This window comes from Peptoniphilus lacrimalis DSM 7455, assembly GCF_000378725.1.
In the GTDB taxonomy this organism is placed as follows: Bacteria; Bacillota; Clostridia; order Tissierellales; family Peptoniphilaceae; genus Peptoniphilus_A; species Peptoniphilus_A lacrimalis.
On record NZ_KB900373.1, the window covers coordinates 1 to 14831 of the forward strand.

The window sequence follows — 14831 nt, forward strand, 5'->3', positions numbered from 1 at the left end:
CACAAACACCACAAGGATATGTATTAGTAACATTCGAAAAAGGTGACCACGGAACATTAAAGGGAATTGGAGCAGACGGACAACAAACAGAAAAAGCTGCAAAACTAGCATACAACGTAAAAGATACAGCAACTTACAAAGACCTAAAAGCATACGAACCAACAATCGTAGCAGATAAAGAATGGAAAGTTGCAGATGCAAAATGGGCTCCAGCTCTAGGTGCAGACGATGCTAAAGTAACAGCAAACAAACACGTAGCACAATACGCAGAAGATAATACACCTACTAAAAATAGTGAAGATTACGATCCTCATTATACTGATAAATCCGGTAAACCTGGTGAAACTGTACAAATAGATGCTCCAACATTTACTAAAAAAGGTGTTACTGGTAATGTACCAGCACCAAATGGTACTACATTTACTAATAATAATCCAGGTCAAAGTGGTGTAACTGTTGATCCTAACACAGGAGCTATCACAGTTGTTATTCCACAAGATGCACCAGTTGGAAGCACTATAACTATTGAAGTTGATGTAACTTATCCAGATAGATCTAATGAAACTGTAGAAGTAAAAGTTACGGTAAGTGATAATACTCAACCTAAACCAGAAGAGGATAAATCAAAAACTCCAATTGTTGATCCTGTAGATGATGGTGATACTTCTATTTCTGGTAAGGGTGAACCGGGTTCTGATATTATTATCAATATACCAGGAAAGGATCCTATAAAAACTACTGTTGATGATGGTGGAAAATGGATTGCTCCTATTGACCCAGCTCACGAAGGCGATGTTATTAAAGTTGTTCAAATAGAAGTTGGTAAAAAACCTTCTGTTCCAGCTTATGTAACAGTTGGAGGACGTTCTATTATTGTTCCAAGTCATGATGACGGTGGTCATTGGTGGTTTGGTGGAGGTTCCTTCAAGCCTGTAGAAACAGAAGAACAAGTAATAGACAAGACTGAACATGGAATTCATATTGCCTATATATTTGGTTATAAGGATCATACTTTCAGATGCGAAGGTAAGATAACTAGAGCTGAAGCGGCATCAATGATTGCTCATATAGCAAAACTTGACTTATCAGATAATTCTAAACCTGACTTTAAGGATACTCCAAGTTCTTGGTATAATGCAGCTATAAATGCTATGGTTAAGAAAAATCTAATGTTTGCTGATAAGAACGGAAACTTTAGACCTAACGAACCTATAACTCGTGGAGAATTTGCTAGGGCAATTCAATTTATTGACAAGGAAAACAAGAAGGAAGCTCCATTTATGGATATTAAGGGACATGAATTTGAAGAAGCTATTAATCAAGCTTATGCAAATGGTAGAATCGCCGGTTATCCTGATGGCACATTCAAACCTGACGAGTCAATAACACGTGCTGAAGCAGTTACAATTCTTAACAATTTTGATGGACGTATGGTTAGAGAACGTGGAATTGAAGATGTTAAGAAAGATTTAATTAAATTTACTGATTTAAAACCTAGTCATTGGGCATATTATGAAATAATTGAAGCGTCAAACTCTCATGCTTATTCAAGAATTTCTAATGACAGTAAGGAAGAAAAATGGTCAAACTTAATTAAGTAAGAATAATAAAAAGATAGGGCCTAGCTCTATCTTTTTACTTTATGCTTTTATGCTATGTATTGATTTTAAAATATATAATAGTTATGTATTTTTTATTAGTCTTTAGTATAAATATAAAAAATGGCGGGATTAGTTATTGTAATCCGCCATTTTTTCGTTTAATAAAGATTTCATATTATAATTTTCTAATAACTGAAAATTATTTATTATATCATAAGTGTTATTTGAGCTTAGTTCATAGACCATATTGTTAATTTTATATATGCCTTTTGCCTTAACTACTCTATTTATATGATCGCTTTTTACATATATGAGAAGTTTTGGTGAGTTTTCAAATTGGTAGCTATCATAGTATTCATATTCTTTTAATGAGTCTTTTGGTAAGTTTTTTATTGATGAAGATGTAGAGAATGTAATTTTTACTAGAAGGTCATCTTCTTTGTTATTAAAGTAGTTCTGCTCAACTGAATATATATTTACTTGTGAAATAGGTCCTCCAAAAAATTCTATGTAACTTACATAGATTTGGGCTGGATTTTTGAACAAGTCTATGCCTAAATGATTTTCAAATAATCTCAAGTCCCTGTATGTAACTTTGAATTTGAAGTTTTTATCTTTTGATTTTGTGGTATTTTTTAAATTTTCAAAAGAAATTCTTACGGGCTTTACCCTATATACTTGGTCTATGTTATTATAATTTTTTGTAGATGATAGGGAGCAGGCACCTAATATTAATATTAAAGGAATTAAAAGTAGCTTTTTCATAGATTCACCTCTTTACTATTTTATCATACTCACATATAAATATAAACAAATGGTTTTTTTAATATTTAGTTGATATATTTTATAAATTTAGTATAATTAAATTGTTAAGGATATAACAAAAGGAGGATTTTATGACTAGAATTGCAGTAATAGCTATCATTGTTACTAACCCAGATTCTGTTGAAAAATTAAACGAAGAACTTCACGAATTTAGACAATTTATTATTGGAAGGCTCGGAGTACCTTACAGAGAAAAAAATTTAAATATTATTTCTGTAGCCTTGGATGCTCCTATGGATACTATTAACGCACTTAACGGGAAAATTGGTGCTTTGCCAGGGGTATCATCAAAGACAATAATACAATAATGAATGTTGAGGATATTTGTAATAAGTTTTATCTGACTAAAAAGCTTTCTTTTGAGGAATTTAAGTTTCTTTATTGCTTAGAAGATTTTTCTTCCTTAAATGCCTTTGCTAGAAAATTAGCTTTGAAAAATTTTTCTAATAAAATTTATATTAGGGGTTTAATTGAAATTTCTACTGTATGCAAGAATAATTGTTATTATTGCGGTTTAAGAAGTGATAATAAAAATACTGAGAGAATTAGATTAAAAAAGGAAGATATTTTAAAAAGAGCTGAGGTTGGTTATAAGATGGGAATTAGAACCTTAGTTATGCAGGGAGGGGAAGACCCTTTTTATACTAAGGATTATATGGTTGATATTATTAAAACTCTTAAAAATATTTATCCAGACATTGCCATCACCCTATCTCTTGGAGAAAGATCTTTTGAAGATTTTAAAGCTTTTAAAGAGGCTGGTGCTGATAGGTATCTTTTGCGTCATGAAACTTATGATAGGGGTCATTATCAGGCACTGCATCCTCGTGAAATGTCTTTTGACAACAGAATCGAGTGCCTTTATAATTTAAAATCTCTAGGTTTTCAAACTGGATGTGGTATGATGATAGGCTCTCCCTATCAAAAAATTGAAAATGTCTACAAAGATCTAGAACTAATTTTAAAATTAAAGCCTCAAATGGTTGGTCTTGGACCTTTTATTGCCCAAAAAGATTCGCCTTTTAATAATTATGAAAATGGTAAATTAAGTTATGTTCTTAAAATATTATCTATTGTAAGAATTGCTGATGAAAAAGTTCTTTTGCCTGCGACTACAGCTCTTGGTACTATCCATAAGATGGGAAGGGAACTTGGAATTCTTGCTGGAGCTAATGTTCTTATGCCAAATATTGGCAGTGAAAAATTGAGACAATCTTATAAGCTCTATGATAATAAAATTGGCACTAAACTTGAAAATGAAGATGATTTTTTCTCTCTGAGTTCTAAAGTTGGTGCAATAGGTTATGAACTCTCTATGTCTAGAGGGGATTATTGACAGGAAAGATTAAAATCTGACCTGGAAAGGAGAAATTATGTATAATAAATATTCAAGCGATCCTAATGAATTTATTAATCATGAGGAAATTTTAGACACTTTGGATTTTGCACAAAAAAATAAGAACAACAAGCTTATGTTAGAAGAAATTCTAAACAAGGCTTCTTTAGAAAAAGGTTTGAGCCATAGGGAAGCGGCGGTGCTTCTCTTATCTGATGAAAAATGGGTCAAAGACGGTATTTTTTCTCTTGCAAAAAAAATCAAAGAAAATTATTACGGAAATAGAATTGTTCTATTTGCACCTCTTTATCTTTCAAATTATTGCGTAAATCACTGCGTATATTGTCCCTACCATGCTAAAAACAAAAATATAGTTAGAATTAAATTGACACAGGAGCAGATAAAAAATGAGGTTATTGCTCTTCAAGATTTAGGTCACAAAAGGCTTGCTCTTGAACTTGGTGAAGATCCAGTAAATAACCCAATTGATTACGTCTTGGAATCTATTGATACAATTTATTCGATTAAGCATAAAAATGGCTCAATAAGACGTGTCAATGTAAATATTGCAGCTACTACTGTAGAAAATTATAAAAAATTACATGATAGAGGAATAGGTACATATATCTTATTCCAAGAAACTTACAATAAAAAATCTTATGAAAAACTTCATCCTTACGGACCTAAACACGATTATGATTATCACACAACAGCCATGGATAGAGCCCAAGAAGGCGGGATTGATGATGTTGGTATTGGAGTTTTGTTTGGACTTGAAACTTATAAATATGAGATGGTAGGTCTACTTATGCATGCTGAACACTTAGAGGCAACTTTTGGTGTTGGACCACACACTATTTCTGTTCCAAGAATCCAACCTGCTGATGATATTGACCCTAAATCTTTTAAAAATGCTCTTGCAGATGATATTTTTGAAAAAATTATTGGTCTTATTCGCTTGAGTGTTCCATATACTGGTATGATTATTTCTACAAGGGAATCAAAAATAGTAAGGGAAAAAGCTTTAGCTTTAGGAATCAGTCAAATCTCAGGTGGTTCAAGAACTACAGTTGGCGGTTATGCCAATGGTAAGGATGTAAATTCTGCTCAATTTGAACTGGCAGATAATAGAACCCTTGAAGAAGTTGTAGATTGGCTTATTGAGCTTGGATATATACCATCATTTTGTACTGCTTGCTATAGGGCAGGCAGAACTGGAGATAGGTTTATGGCATTGTGCAAGTCTAAGCAAATATTAAACTGCTGTCAACCCAATGCTCTTATGACTTTAAAGGAATATTTACTTGATTATGGTTCAGATTTTTCTAAAGAATTAGGAGAAAAATTAATTGATCATGAACTTAAGAAAATTCCAAGAGATTCTGTAAGAGAAAGAGCAAAAACAATGATAGCTCAGATGGCTTATGAAGGAAAGAGAGATTTTAGATTTTAATGGAAGTTTCAAAGGGAAATAGGATTCATATAGGTATTTTTGGAAAAGTAAATAGTGGCAAGTCTTCTCTTATAAATCTTTTAGCAGCTAGGGAAGTATCAATAGTTTCAGATAGAGAAGGAACTACTACTGATAGTGTATATAAGTCTATGGAATTTTTGGGACTAGGACCTGTAACTATAATGGATACTCCAGGGGTTTGTGATAAAAGTTTTTTAGGTAAGCTCAGGGAACAGAGATTAGAAAGAGATATTGAAAAGGCAGATATTGCCATAATTTTATTTTCTGATTCTGATATTGGAAGAGAGCTTGAACTCATAAAAAAACTTAAAAAATCAAAAATTTTACTTGTAATTAATAAGGTAGATATTTTATCAGCCCAAGAAAAAGAAAATATTTATAAGAATTTAAAAGATTTGCCCTTTAAAATTATAGAAATTTCTACAAAAGAAAAAAATGGAATAGAAGAATTAAAAAAAGAACTTGTCAAATTAAAACCAGAGGAGGCTCCTTTAATTTTTGATGGTCTTGTAAAAAAAGGCGACAGAGTTTTACTCATCATGCCACAGGATATTGCAGCTCCAAAAAAAAGACTGATTTTGCCTCAGGTGGAATCTATAAGGGAACTTTTAGATAGAGAAGCACTTTTATATATTGCAAAGGTGGAAAATATGGAAGATATGCTTTCATCCTTAAAAGAGGCGCCTGATTTAATAGTTACTGATTCTCAAGTTTTCCAAGATGTTTATAAACTAAAACCGGAAAAATCAAAACTAACTTCTTTTTCTGTATTATTTGCAAAAATGAAGGGTGACATTGACACTTATATTAAAGGTACAGAAGTTTTTTCAAAAATTGATGAAAATTCAAAAATTTTAATAGCTGAATGTTGCACCCACGCACCTTTAAGCGAAGATATTGGAAGAGTTAAGATTCCAAATATGTTAAAGAAAAAATATGGAGAAAATTTGCAGGTAGATTTTCAAAGTGGAGCATCCCTACCAAAAGATATTGAAAAATATGATTTAATTATTCAATGTGGTGGATGCATGCTGACAAGAAATAATATATTAAATAGGATTGAAAAAGCAAAAGTTTTAAATGTACCCATTACAAACTACGGGCTGACTATTGCTTATTTTAAAAAAATTCTTGATAAAATAACTATATAAAATATAAAATTTACCCCAAACTCAGTTAAAATTTGAATCTTTGGGGTAAATTTTTTTATATACATTAATAGTTCTCATAGGAAATAATAGATAATTATTAAAGAAGTTAGCTATTTATCATGTATATATTATTATTAACCATAAAATTTAATCAATTTCTTTAATTTTTACAACTTTTGCCGGCAGACCAACTGCTGTGGCACCCTTTGGAACATCAGAAAGAACCAAGGCACCAGCACCAATTTTTGCAAAATCTCCCACCTTTACAGGACCAAGAATTGTGGCGCCAGTTCCTATTGTTACATAGTTACCAACAGTTGGGTGTCTTTTGTGGTCCTTTTCGTTACCTGTACCTCCAAGAGTTATATTGTGGTAAAAATGGCAATAATCCCCAACTTCTGCTGTTTCTCCTATAACAACAGCCATGCCGTGGTCTATGAATAAATTTTTGCCTATTTTTGCTCCAGGGTGAATTTCAATACCTGTCCTTCTTCTAGAAATTTGAGAAATCCATCTTGCTAAAATCTTGTGGTTTTTATTGTAGAAATGGTGGGCAATCCTGTGATAAATCATGGCACGAACTATTGGATATAAAAAGACTGCTTCAAAAAGACTTTGGCATGCAGGGTCTTGGTCCAGGATAAATTCGCCATATTCTTTTAAGGCTTTAAAATATTTAATCATTGAATAATTCTGTGGACAGGTATCTTTCTCCCGTATCGGGAAGAACGGTTACGATATTTCCTCCAAGTTTTTCTTGCATTTTTAATGCAGCGACAACATTAGCACCTGAAGATATACCAACTAAAAGACCTTCTTCTTTTGATAGACGTCTTGCCATATCTATAGCATCATCAGATTTAACTGTGATAACTTCATCTAATAAATCTACATCTAAAACTTTAGGAATAAAATTAGCACCTATTCCTTGAATTTTGTGACTGCCGGATTTTCCTTGACTTAAAAGGGGAGATTCGTAAGGCTCCATTGCCCAAATTTTAATATTTTTGTCTTGTTCTTTTAAATATCTTCCTACGCCTGTAACAGTTCCGCCTGTTCCAAATCCTGCTACAAATCCATTTATATCCTTTAGATCATTATAAATTTCAGGACCTGTTGTTTTATAATGTGCAAGAGCATTGTCTTGATTATCAAATTGATTAGGCATATAATAAGCTCCATTTTCAACAAGTTCTTTTGCTTTTTCTACTGATCCTGCCATGCCACCTTCTTTAATTAAAATTACTTCAGCTCCATAAGCTTTGATTAATTTTACCCTTTCAATAGACATGGATGAAGGCATTGTTAATACTACTGGGAAACCCAAAGTTCTACCTATTAGGGCAAGACCTATGCCGGTATTACCACTTGTAGGCTCAACAATTTTCATGCCTTCTTTTAGTTCTCCTCTTTCTATTGCACCCATAATCATTTGATAAGCAGCCCTATCCTTAATTGAGCCTGCTGGATTTGATTTTTCTACTTTGACATAAATATTTTTGCTGATGTTTTCTAATTGTACTAAATTTGTTTTTCCTATGGTTTCTAATAATTTCATATAATTTTTTCCTTTCTTATAATAAAAAAGGGATATATGTAAAACATATATCCCGAATAAACTTTGGAAAGATTTTACACATTCAAAGAAGCCCTATTTGTAGATAGGACAACAGAATGCCATAGTTGAATTTTTTAAAAATAAATTTTTCATAAGTAATCAACTCTTTCTTGAAGATAAGCATACAATAAAAACTATATTATGTCAATAAGTTAAAAAATAATTTTAAATTAAAGACCATTCATTTTAACGATTTTAAAGTTTTTTCTTAATTTTAAGCCATCTTTATGAATATTTTATTTGATAAATAGAGCGCTGTGTGTTAAAATCAATATGTTATAAATAAATTGGGGGGACACGATGAAAACTTTATTATCAATTATAATAATAATTGCAGGTATAATTGTAACTCTTATTATTGCCCAAATGGAAACTGAGCAAGCAGGTCTTGGAACTTTACAAGGCGCTAGCGACACAAGTCTTTGGGGTCAACATAAGGGTTCAAGTAAGAAAGAAATACAAAATAAAATTGTAATTGTTTCAAGTATTATATTTGCAGTAGTTTTATTAGTACTTGCAGCTTTAAGCTAATTTAAGGAGGATTATAAGGATGAATTTATTGTTACTTGCTCCTATAGCTGGTGTTTTGGCACTTTTATTTGCCGGATATAAGGCATCTTTTGTTTCAAAACAAGATCCAGGTAATGACAGAATGAAAGAAATTTCTTCTTACATTTCACAAGGAGCTATGGCATTTTTAACAAGAGAGTATAAGGCTCTTGTTGTTTTTGTAATCGTACTTGCATTAATCTTGGCAATTGGGCTTCATTCAATTCAAACTGCAGTTTGTTTTGTTTTTGGGGCTTTATTTTCAGTATTAGCCGGATTTGTAGGTATGAAGGTTGCCACTAAGGCAAATGTTAGAACATCTAATGCAGCCATGACTCACGGACTTGGAAAAGCACTTGATATTGCATTTTCAGGTGGAGCAGTTATGGGAATGTGCGTTGTTGGTCTTGGAATTATAGGTATTATTGGAGCTTATTTCTTTGCTGATGGTTCAGTTGAAATTATTACTGGATTTTCTTTAGGAGCATCATCTATTGCACTTTTTGCAAGAGTTGGTGGAGGTATTTATACTAAGGCAGCAGATGTTGGAGCTGACCTTGTTGGTAAGGTTGAAGCAGGAATTCCTGAAGATGACCCTAGAAACCCTGCTGTTATTGCAGATAATGTTGGTGATAATGTTGGGGACGTTGCAGGAATGGGAGCTGACCTTTTTGAATCATATGTAGGAGCTTTACTTTCAGTTATTACTCTTGGAGTTGTAGCTTATGGTGAAAATGGCGTTTTATACGGAACTCTAATTGCAGCTTTCGGTATTGTAGCTTCAATAATTGCAGCATTTTTTGTTAAGGGAGATAAGAATCCTCAAAAGGCTCTAAACAGTGGTGAATATGTAGCTGCAGCAGTTACAATGGTAGCAGCAGCACTTTTATCAAATTATATTTTTGCATCATTTAAACCATTTATACCAGTTATTGTTGGTATTGTTGTTGGTCTTATTATTTCAAAATTTACTGAATATTATACTGCTGATCAATATAAGCCAGTTCAAAGAATTGCGGCTGAATCTGAAACAGGTTCTTCTACAAATATTATTGCAGGTCTTTCAGTAGGTATGAGTTCAACTGTTTGGCCAATTGTTGTTATAGCTCTTGGAATCATCGCTTCTTATATAGGAGCAGGTGGAAATATTGAACCACTTTATGGACTTTATGGTATAGCTCTTGCAGCCGTAGGTATGCTTTCTACAACTGGTATGACAATAGCCGTTGATGCTTACGGACCAATTGCAGATAATGCAGGTGGTATTGCAGAAATGTGTGAATTACCTGAAGAGGTTAGAGAAATTACGGACTCTCTTGACTCAGTTGGTAATACAACAGCAGCTATTGGTAAGGGATTTGCTATTGGTTCAGCAGCACTAACAGCTTTAGCATTATTTGTTTCTTATATAAACGCTACTGGTCTTACAGGAATTGATATTTCTAAACCAGCAGTTATTGCCGCAACATTTATTGGTGGTATGCTTCCATTTGCATTCTCTGCTTTAACAATGTCAGCAGTAGGTAATGCAGCATCAGCTATGATTGATGAAGTTAGAAGACAATTTAAAGAAATTCCAGGAATCATGGAAGGAGAAGCTACTCCAGAATATGCAAAGTGTGTAGATATTTCTACTACAGCAGCTTTAAGAGAAATGATTGTACCAGGTCTTATAGCAGTTGTTGTACCAATTGTTGTTGGTATACTTCTTGGAACTGAAGCACTTGGAGGACTTCAAGCTGGAGCTCTTGTAACAGGAGTTTTGATGGCAATATTTATGTCTAATGCTGGTGGAGCATGGGATAACGCAAAGAAATATATTGAAGGTGGAAAACATGGTGGAAAGGGTTCAGAAGCTCACAAGGCTGCTGTAACTGGAGATACTGTAGGAGATCCATTCAAGGATACATCTGGACCTTCTTTAAATATTTTAATTAAACTTATTACAGTTGTTTCATTAGTATTTGCGCCATTATTTGTAGCTTATGGTGGAATTTTAATTAAATAATAAAGAATATTTACCCTGATTAAAGTGCGAGGCAAGTCCTTGCACTTTTTTTATATTTTTAATCTTTAATTTATAAGAAATATTTTTTATAATATATTTATATTAGGAGGGTTTATGAGAATTTTAGATATAATAGAAAAGAAAAAATTAGGAGAAGAGCTTTCAAAGGAAGAAATTTCTTTTTGGATAAAGGGACTTTGTAGTGGAGATATTCCAGATTATCAAACTTCAGCATTACTTATGGCTATTCGCTTGAAGGGAATGAATCAAGAAGAAACGGTTAATCTCTGCCAAGAAATGGTACATAGTGGAGATATTCTTGATTTATCGGAGATAGAAGGTATAAAAGCAGATAAACATTCTACAGGAGGAGTTGGAGATAAAACTTCTCTAGTTTTAGGACCTCTTGTAGCATCTTGTGGTTTAAAAATTGCCAAGATGAGTGGACGTGGTTTGGGTCATACTGGTGGAACTCTAGATAAATTGGAATCTATAAGCGGTTTAAATATATTTTTATCAGAAGATGAATTTAAAAAACAAGTTGCTGAAATTGGTATAGCAATTGTTGGACAAACAGGAGAGCTTGTGCCTGCAGATAAAAAACTTTATGCCCTAAGGGATGTAACGGCAACAGTTGATTCTATTCCTCTGATATCCTCATCAATAATGTCAAAAAAATTAGCTGCGGGTTCAGATACAATTCTTCTCGATGTTAAATATGGCAAGGGTGCTTTTATGCACACTGTGGAAGATGCAAAAAAACTTGCAAAAACTATGATTTCAATAGGCAAAAGTCTTGGTAAAAATACTATGGCGATGATTACAGATATGAATGCTCCTCTTGGAAGAACAATTGGTAATGCTTTAGAAATAAAAGAAGCTGTATTGACATTAAAAGGTCAGGGTGAAGAGTCTTTTACAGAATTTATTATTTCTGCAGCGAAAATTATGTTAATGCAAGGAAAAATCACATCAGATGAAGCAGAAGCTGATAAGATGTTGAGGGAAAATATAAAAAATGGAAAAGCATTTTTAAAATTTAAAGAGATGGTAAGATCTCAAGGTGGAAATGTTGATCAAATTGATGATTTAGACCTCTTGCCTAAATCAAAACATATAGAAGATATGAAATCTAAAGAAGAAGGATATATTTCTAAGATAAATTCAGAAGAGTTAGGGATTCTATCCATGAAACTTGGAGGAGGAAGAAAAAAGAAAGAGGATAAAATTAATTATGCTGTGGGCATAATTATGGATAAAAAAGTTGGAGATTATGTAAAAATTGGGGATAGTTTAGGTCAAATCCACTATGATGATTTATTGGAAAAGCAATTAATAGATGGCTTTTACCAAGCTTATGAGTTTTCAAAAAATAAGGTGGAAAAAATTAAGGTTATTGAAGAGATTTTAAAGTAGATAATGTTATTAATTTAATTGATAAGGAATTGATACTTTAGTATAATGTAACAAAAGGAGGTTTTCATGAAAAAATTAATTGTAATTTTTCTTTCCATGTTTTTAATTTTTATTGGTGTATATGCTGATGAAGATATTCAGGTAGTTTTAGAACAACCTGCCGTTTCAAGTGCAAAAAGTGGGGAAAATCTTCTATATAATTTAAATATAAAACTACCTAAAGATTATAAGAAAAAATATGAATCTTTTTCTGTCAGCGTACTTATGGATGGTAATTTAAAAGTACTTTCTACAGATTTAGTGGGAGCAGAAGTAAATCCGGGAAAGATTAATTTAAAAACAACAGAAAACTCTAAAACTTCTCAAAATATTATCAGCTTAAATGTTGATGATATAAGTAAGATTGATAAGGAAAACTTAAGCTTAAAGATCAACACAAAGGTGAGAAAAGAAATCAAATCAGGTGAAAATTTAGAAAATTCCTTTGTTCTTTCCTATCAAGATAGGAAGGGATATACGGGTTCTAGTCAAAAAAATTTGGAATCTTCAACAAAGGCAGGAAATATTGAATTAAAAATTGACGACATCTATGCTAATTCAAAAACAATTAAGGGCAAGTCAGAAAAAAATGCAACTATTGTTCTTTATAGGGGTAAAGATGAGTTAAAAAGAGTTAAAGCTGATAAAGATGGTAACTTTTCTATTGATGTAAATCCTTTTAGTGAAGGTGAAAAAATTAGACTCTATGCCTACTATGAAGATGATAATGTATATGTTGATTATATAATTAAGGGAGTAGATGAGTCTTATAAAATAAAGGATGTAAAAAAGTCCAGCGAAGAAGTAATAAATTCTATTTCAAATATGAAAAAAATAAGCGATTATGTAGCTTTTGCAAAAGGATTGCCAACAGCTAAGGCTACAAAGGAAGAAGAAGCAAGGCTAAAGGCAGCAATAGCTGGTGGAGAATATCTTCAAGTAAAAAAAGTGGTTAAAGATGAAGATATAGGAAAAGTCTTTAATGAACTTCAAGGAGCAATCAAAGGTGTTAGAAAGCCCTATATGATTGGAAGCGAGGGCAAATTCAATCCTGATAAGGCAATGACTAGAGCCGAAGTTTGCCAAGTTTTAAGTAAAATTATAATGGGCAATAAGACTGTAAGTGATTTTTCCTCTTTTAAAGATGTTGATCAAGAAAAATGGTATGCAGGAGCAGTAACTGCAATTGAATCCAGAAAGCTTATTTCAGGATATAGTGACGGGACCTTTAAACCTGAAAAAGAAATAAAAAGATCAGAATTTGCCATGATTATTTATAATTATTTAAAACTTGATGAAAGTTCTGAAAGTGTAAAATTTTCGGATGTTTCCAATAATCATTGGGCCAAAAAAGCTATAGATACCCTAGTGGCTAATAAAATAATGGTAGGTACAGATTCAAAACACTTTAACCCTGATGGCAAGCTTAAAAGATGTCAGGCAGCAGTAATTGTAAATAATATTTTAGATAGAAAAGTAAATAAGGAATTTTTAAATACCTACAGCAAAAATCCTTACAAGGATTTATCAGATAAACACTGGGCATATTATCAAATACTTGAGGTCAGCGGTTTGTAAAAAGTTTAAAATAAAGACTTGTTTGATTTTTATAAATCTTAAAAGTCTTTTTTTATGGAGAAAAGTATATTAATTTTAAAGTATTAAAGAAAAAAGTGATGACGAGAATAGATTTACCTATTTGAACTGACCCCCAAAAGTTAGACCTAAAAACTAACTTAAGGAGGTCAGTTCAATTCTGCAACATCACCTTTTCTAATGTATTAGATATCATGCGACCATCAAAATAATATTTTTAAAATTAATTTTCTAAACTTACTCTTTTTTCTAAATTCCTTTTTTCCATAAATATTATTGATGAAGCTATGGCTATAAGAATCACACCTATAATTTCATTTGTAGAAATTCTTTCTTTCAAAAATATTAGGGAAAATATTGGTGCAAGTATAGGTTTTATAAAAAATACAAGAGATGATATTGCTATTGGATTTTTTTCTACTGCAAAGAAATGACAAACAAAGCCCATTCCTGTTACAAAAATCGCTATATAAAGTAGTATTAAAATATTATCCTTGTTTATTCCTGAAATTATTGGGATACTTGCAAATTTATCAAGTCCAATTCCCATAAAAAATTCGCTGACAGAAGATATTCTAGATACTAATACTAATATTAATAGTTCAACACAGCCAAATAGAAAGGTAAATGATGTTATTGTTGGTGATTTTATAGGTTTATGAGCATTCAATTTTTTGCCTACTAAAGAGTAAAGGGAAAAAGAAAACGCCGATAAAATATTTACAATAAATCCGAACAAGGAACCCTTGAAATTCAAAGGATTTATTAAGACTAAAAATCCTATAAAAGCTATGACTATTCCTATAAAAACATTTTTACTGATTTTTTCTTTGGTAAATAGATGTCCCAAAATCATGGAAAAAAATGTGTTGGAACAGAAAAGTATGCCTGCCACATGGGCATCTAAGTAATATACGGATAGGGTGTAGCATGTCATTGCAAAAACTATGCACAAAAGTCCGGTAATAGCAAAGCCTATGTAGTCATCTTTTTTTAGCTTATAATCTGCTTTTTTTAATTCTCTTTTACTTATGGGATATAAGATTAATGCACCTATAAAAAATCTAAGAAGATTTAATTGTATGGGGTTAAAAGCCCCTCCAGAAAGTTTAATTGCAACCTCCATACTTGAAAAAAATATGGCGGCTAAAAATACATATATTAAATTCATTATTGCCTCCCTAATCATTATAAGGTTAGTAGTAGACTCATGCAAGT

The 14831-nt window shown here is 32.0% G+C and carries 13 protein-coding genes; 9 read left to right on the forward strand and 4 right to left on the reverse strand.

What is annotated here, in order from left to right; all coding sequences use genetic code 11:
* A partial coding sequence (locus F594_RS09740; RefSeq protein ID WP_169501865.1) for an S-layer homology domain-containing protein occupies positions 1-1601 on the forward strand: 1601 nt, incomplete at its 5' end.
* A gap of 129 nt (positions 1602-1730) precedes the next feature.
* On the opposite strand, the gene F594_RS0106395 is transcribed toward F594_RS09740, so the two are convergent.
* Entirely contained in the window at positions 1731-2366 is a 636-nt protein-coding gene (locus F594_RS0106395; protein ID WP_019034970.1) for a hypothetical protein, read from the reverse strand.
* 131 nt (positions 2367-2497) lie between these two features.
* On the opposite strand from F594_RS0106395, the gene F594_RS0106400 reads away from it, so the two are divergent.
* From F594_RS0106400 to hydF, 4 genes are read left to right on the forward strand one after another with little or no spacing between them, the layout of a single operon-like run.
* Positions 2498-2734 carry a TM1266 family iron-only hydrogenase system putative regulator gene (locus F594_RS0106400; protein ID WP_009345823.1) on the forward strand — a complete coding sequence of 79 codons (237 nt, stop codon included), beginning with the start codon at positions 2498-2500 and terminating at the stop codon, positions 2732-2734.
* Entirely contained in the window at positions 2734-3762 is a 1029-nt protein-coding gene (hydE, locus tag F594_RS0106405; RefSeq protein WP_019034971.1) for a [FeFe] hydrogenase H-cluster radical SAM maturase HydE, read from the forward strand. Before F594_RS0106400 ends, hydE begins: the two co-directional genes overlap by 1 nt.
* Before the next feature lie 37 nt (positions 3763-3799).
* Positions 3800-5215 carry a [FeFe] hydrogenase H-cluster radical SAM maturase HydG gene (gene hydG / locus F594_RS0106410; protein ID WP_019034972.1) on the forward strand — a complete coding sequence of 472 codons (1416 nt, stop codon included), beginning with the start codon at positions 3800-3802 and terminating at the stop codon, positions 5213-5215.
* Positions 5215-6387, forward strand: a complete 1173-nt coding sequence (hydF, locus tag F594_RS0106415) for a [FeFe] hydrogenase H-cluster maturation GTPase HydF (protein ID WP_019034973.1) — start codon at positions 5215-5217, stop codon at positions 6385-6387. The genes hydG and hydF overlap by 1 nt, the downstream gene beginning before the upstream one ends.
* Positions 6388-6534: 147 nt before the next feature.
* On the opposite strand, the gene epsC is transcribed toward hydF, so the two are convergent.
* Positions 6535-7071: a serine O-acetyltransferase EpsC gene (epsC, locus tag F594_RS0106425; protein WP_004825706.1), complete on the reverse strand. Its 537-nt coding sequence runs from the start codon at positions 7069-7071 to the stop codon at positions 6535-6537.
* Complete coding sequence (cysK, locus tag F594_RS0106430; RefSeq protein WP_019034975.1) at positions 7064-7945, reverse strand: cysteine synthase A; 882 nt, start codon at positions 7943-7945, stop codon at positions 7064-7066. Before cysK ends, epsC begins: the two co-directional genes overlap by 8 nt.
* A 360-nt stretch (positions 7946-8305) precedes the next feature.
* On the opposite strand from cysK, the gene F594_RS0106435 reads away from it, so the two are divergent.
* The 4 genes from F594_RS0106435 to F594_RS0106450 all read left to right on the forward strand — a co-directional run bounded on the left by F594_RS0106435 (position 8306) and on the right by F594_RS0106450 (position 13595).
* On the forward strand, positions 8306-8536 hold the full coding sequence (locus F594_RS0106435) for a preprotein translocase subunit SecG (protein ID WP_004825712.1): 231 nt from the start codon (positions 8306-8308) through the stop codon (positions 8534-8536).
* A 19-nt stretch (positions 8537-8555) separates the two neighbouring features.
* Positions 8556-10562 carry a sodium-translocating pyrophosphatase gene (locus tag F594_RS0106440; RefSeq protein ID WP_019034976.1) on the forward strand — a complete coding sequence of 669 codons (2007 nt, stop codon included), beginning with the start codon at positions 8556-8558 and terminating at the stop codon, positions 10560-10562.
* Positions 10563-10676: 114 nt separating this feature from the next.
* On the forward strand, positions 10677-11978 hold the full coding sequence (locus F594_RS0106445) for a pyrimidine-nucleoside phosphorylase (protein ID WP_019034977.1): 1302 nt from the start codon (positions 10677-10679) through the stop codon (positions 11976-11978).
* A gap of 66 nt (positions 11979-12044) precedes the next feature.
* Positions 12045-13595 (forward strand): S-layer homology domain-containing protein, encoded by a 1551-nt coding sequence (locus F594_RS0106450; protein WP_019034978.1) that lies wholly within the window; start codon positions 12045-12047, stop codon positions 13593-13595.
* 241 nt (positions 13596-13836) lie between these two features.
* On the opposite strand, the gene F594_RS0106455 is transcribed toward F594_RS0106450, so the two are convergent.
* Positions 13837-14784, reverse strand: a complete 948-nt coding sequence (locus F594_RS0106455; protein WP_019034979.1) for a DMT family transporter — start codon at positions 14782-14784, stop codon at positions 13837-13839.
* Positions 14785-14831 lie beyond the last annotated feature (47 nt).

What these genes read in the sequence shown, in the direction of transcription:
- hydF (WP_019034973.1), top strand. Translation starts at nt 5,215, where the DNA reads ATGGAAGTTTCAAAGGGAAATAGGATTCATATAGGTATTTTTGGAAAA.
- F594_RS0106440 (WP_019034976.1), top strand. Translation starts at nt 8,556, where the DNA reads ATGAATTTATTGTTACTTGCTCCTATAGCTGGTGTTTTGGCACTTTTA.
- cysK (WP_019034975.1), bottom strand. Translation starts at nt 7,945, where the DNA reads ATGAAATTATTAGAAACCATAGGAAAAACAAATTTAGTACAATTAGAA.
- F594_RS0106400 (WP_009345823.1), top strand. Translation starts at nt 2,498, where the DNA reads ATGACTAGAATTGCAGTAATAGCTATCATTGTTACTAACCCAGATTCT.
- F594_RS0106455 (WP_019034979.1), bottom strand. Translation starts at nt 14,784, where the DNA reads ATGAATTTAATATATGTATTTTTAGCCGCCATATTTTTTTCAAGTATG.
- F594_RS0106395 (WP_019034970.1), bottom strand. Translation starts at nt 2,366, where the DNA reads ATGAAAAAGCTACTTTTAATTCCTTTAATATTAATATTAGGTGCCTGC.
- F594_RS0106435 (WP_004825712.1), top strand. Translation starts at nt 8,306, where the DNA reads ATGAAAACTTTATTATCAATTATAATAATAATTGCAGGTATAATTGTA.
- hydE (WP_019034971.1), top strand. Translation starts at nt 2,734, where the DNA reads ATGAATGTTGAGGATATTTGTAATAAGTTTTATCTGACTAAAAAGCTT.
- hydG (WP_019034972.1), top strand. Translation starts at nt 3,800, where the DNA reads ATGTATAATAAATATTCAAGCGATCCTAATGAATTTATTAATCATGAG.
- epsC (WP_004825706.1), bottom strand. Translation starts at nt 7,071, where the DNA reads ATGATTAAATATTTTAAAGCCTTAAAAGAATATGGCGAATTTATCCTG.
- F594_RS0106450 (WP_019034978.1), top strand. Translation starts at nt 12,045, where the DNA reads ATGAAAAAATTAATTGTAATTTTTCTTTCCATGTTTTTAATTTTTATT.
- F594_RS0106445 (WP_019034977.1), top strand. Translation starts at nt 10,677, where the DNA reads ATGAGAATTTTAGATATAATAGAAAAGAAAAAATTAGGAGAAGAGCTT.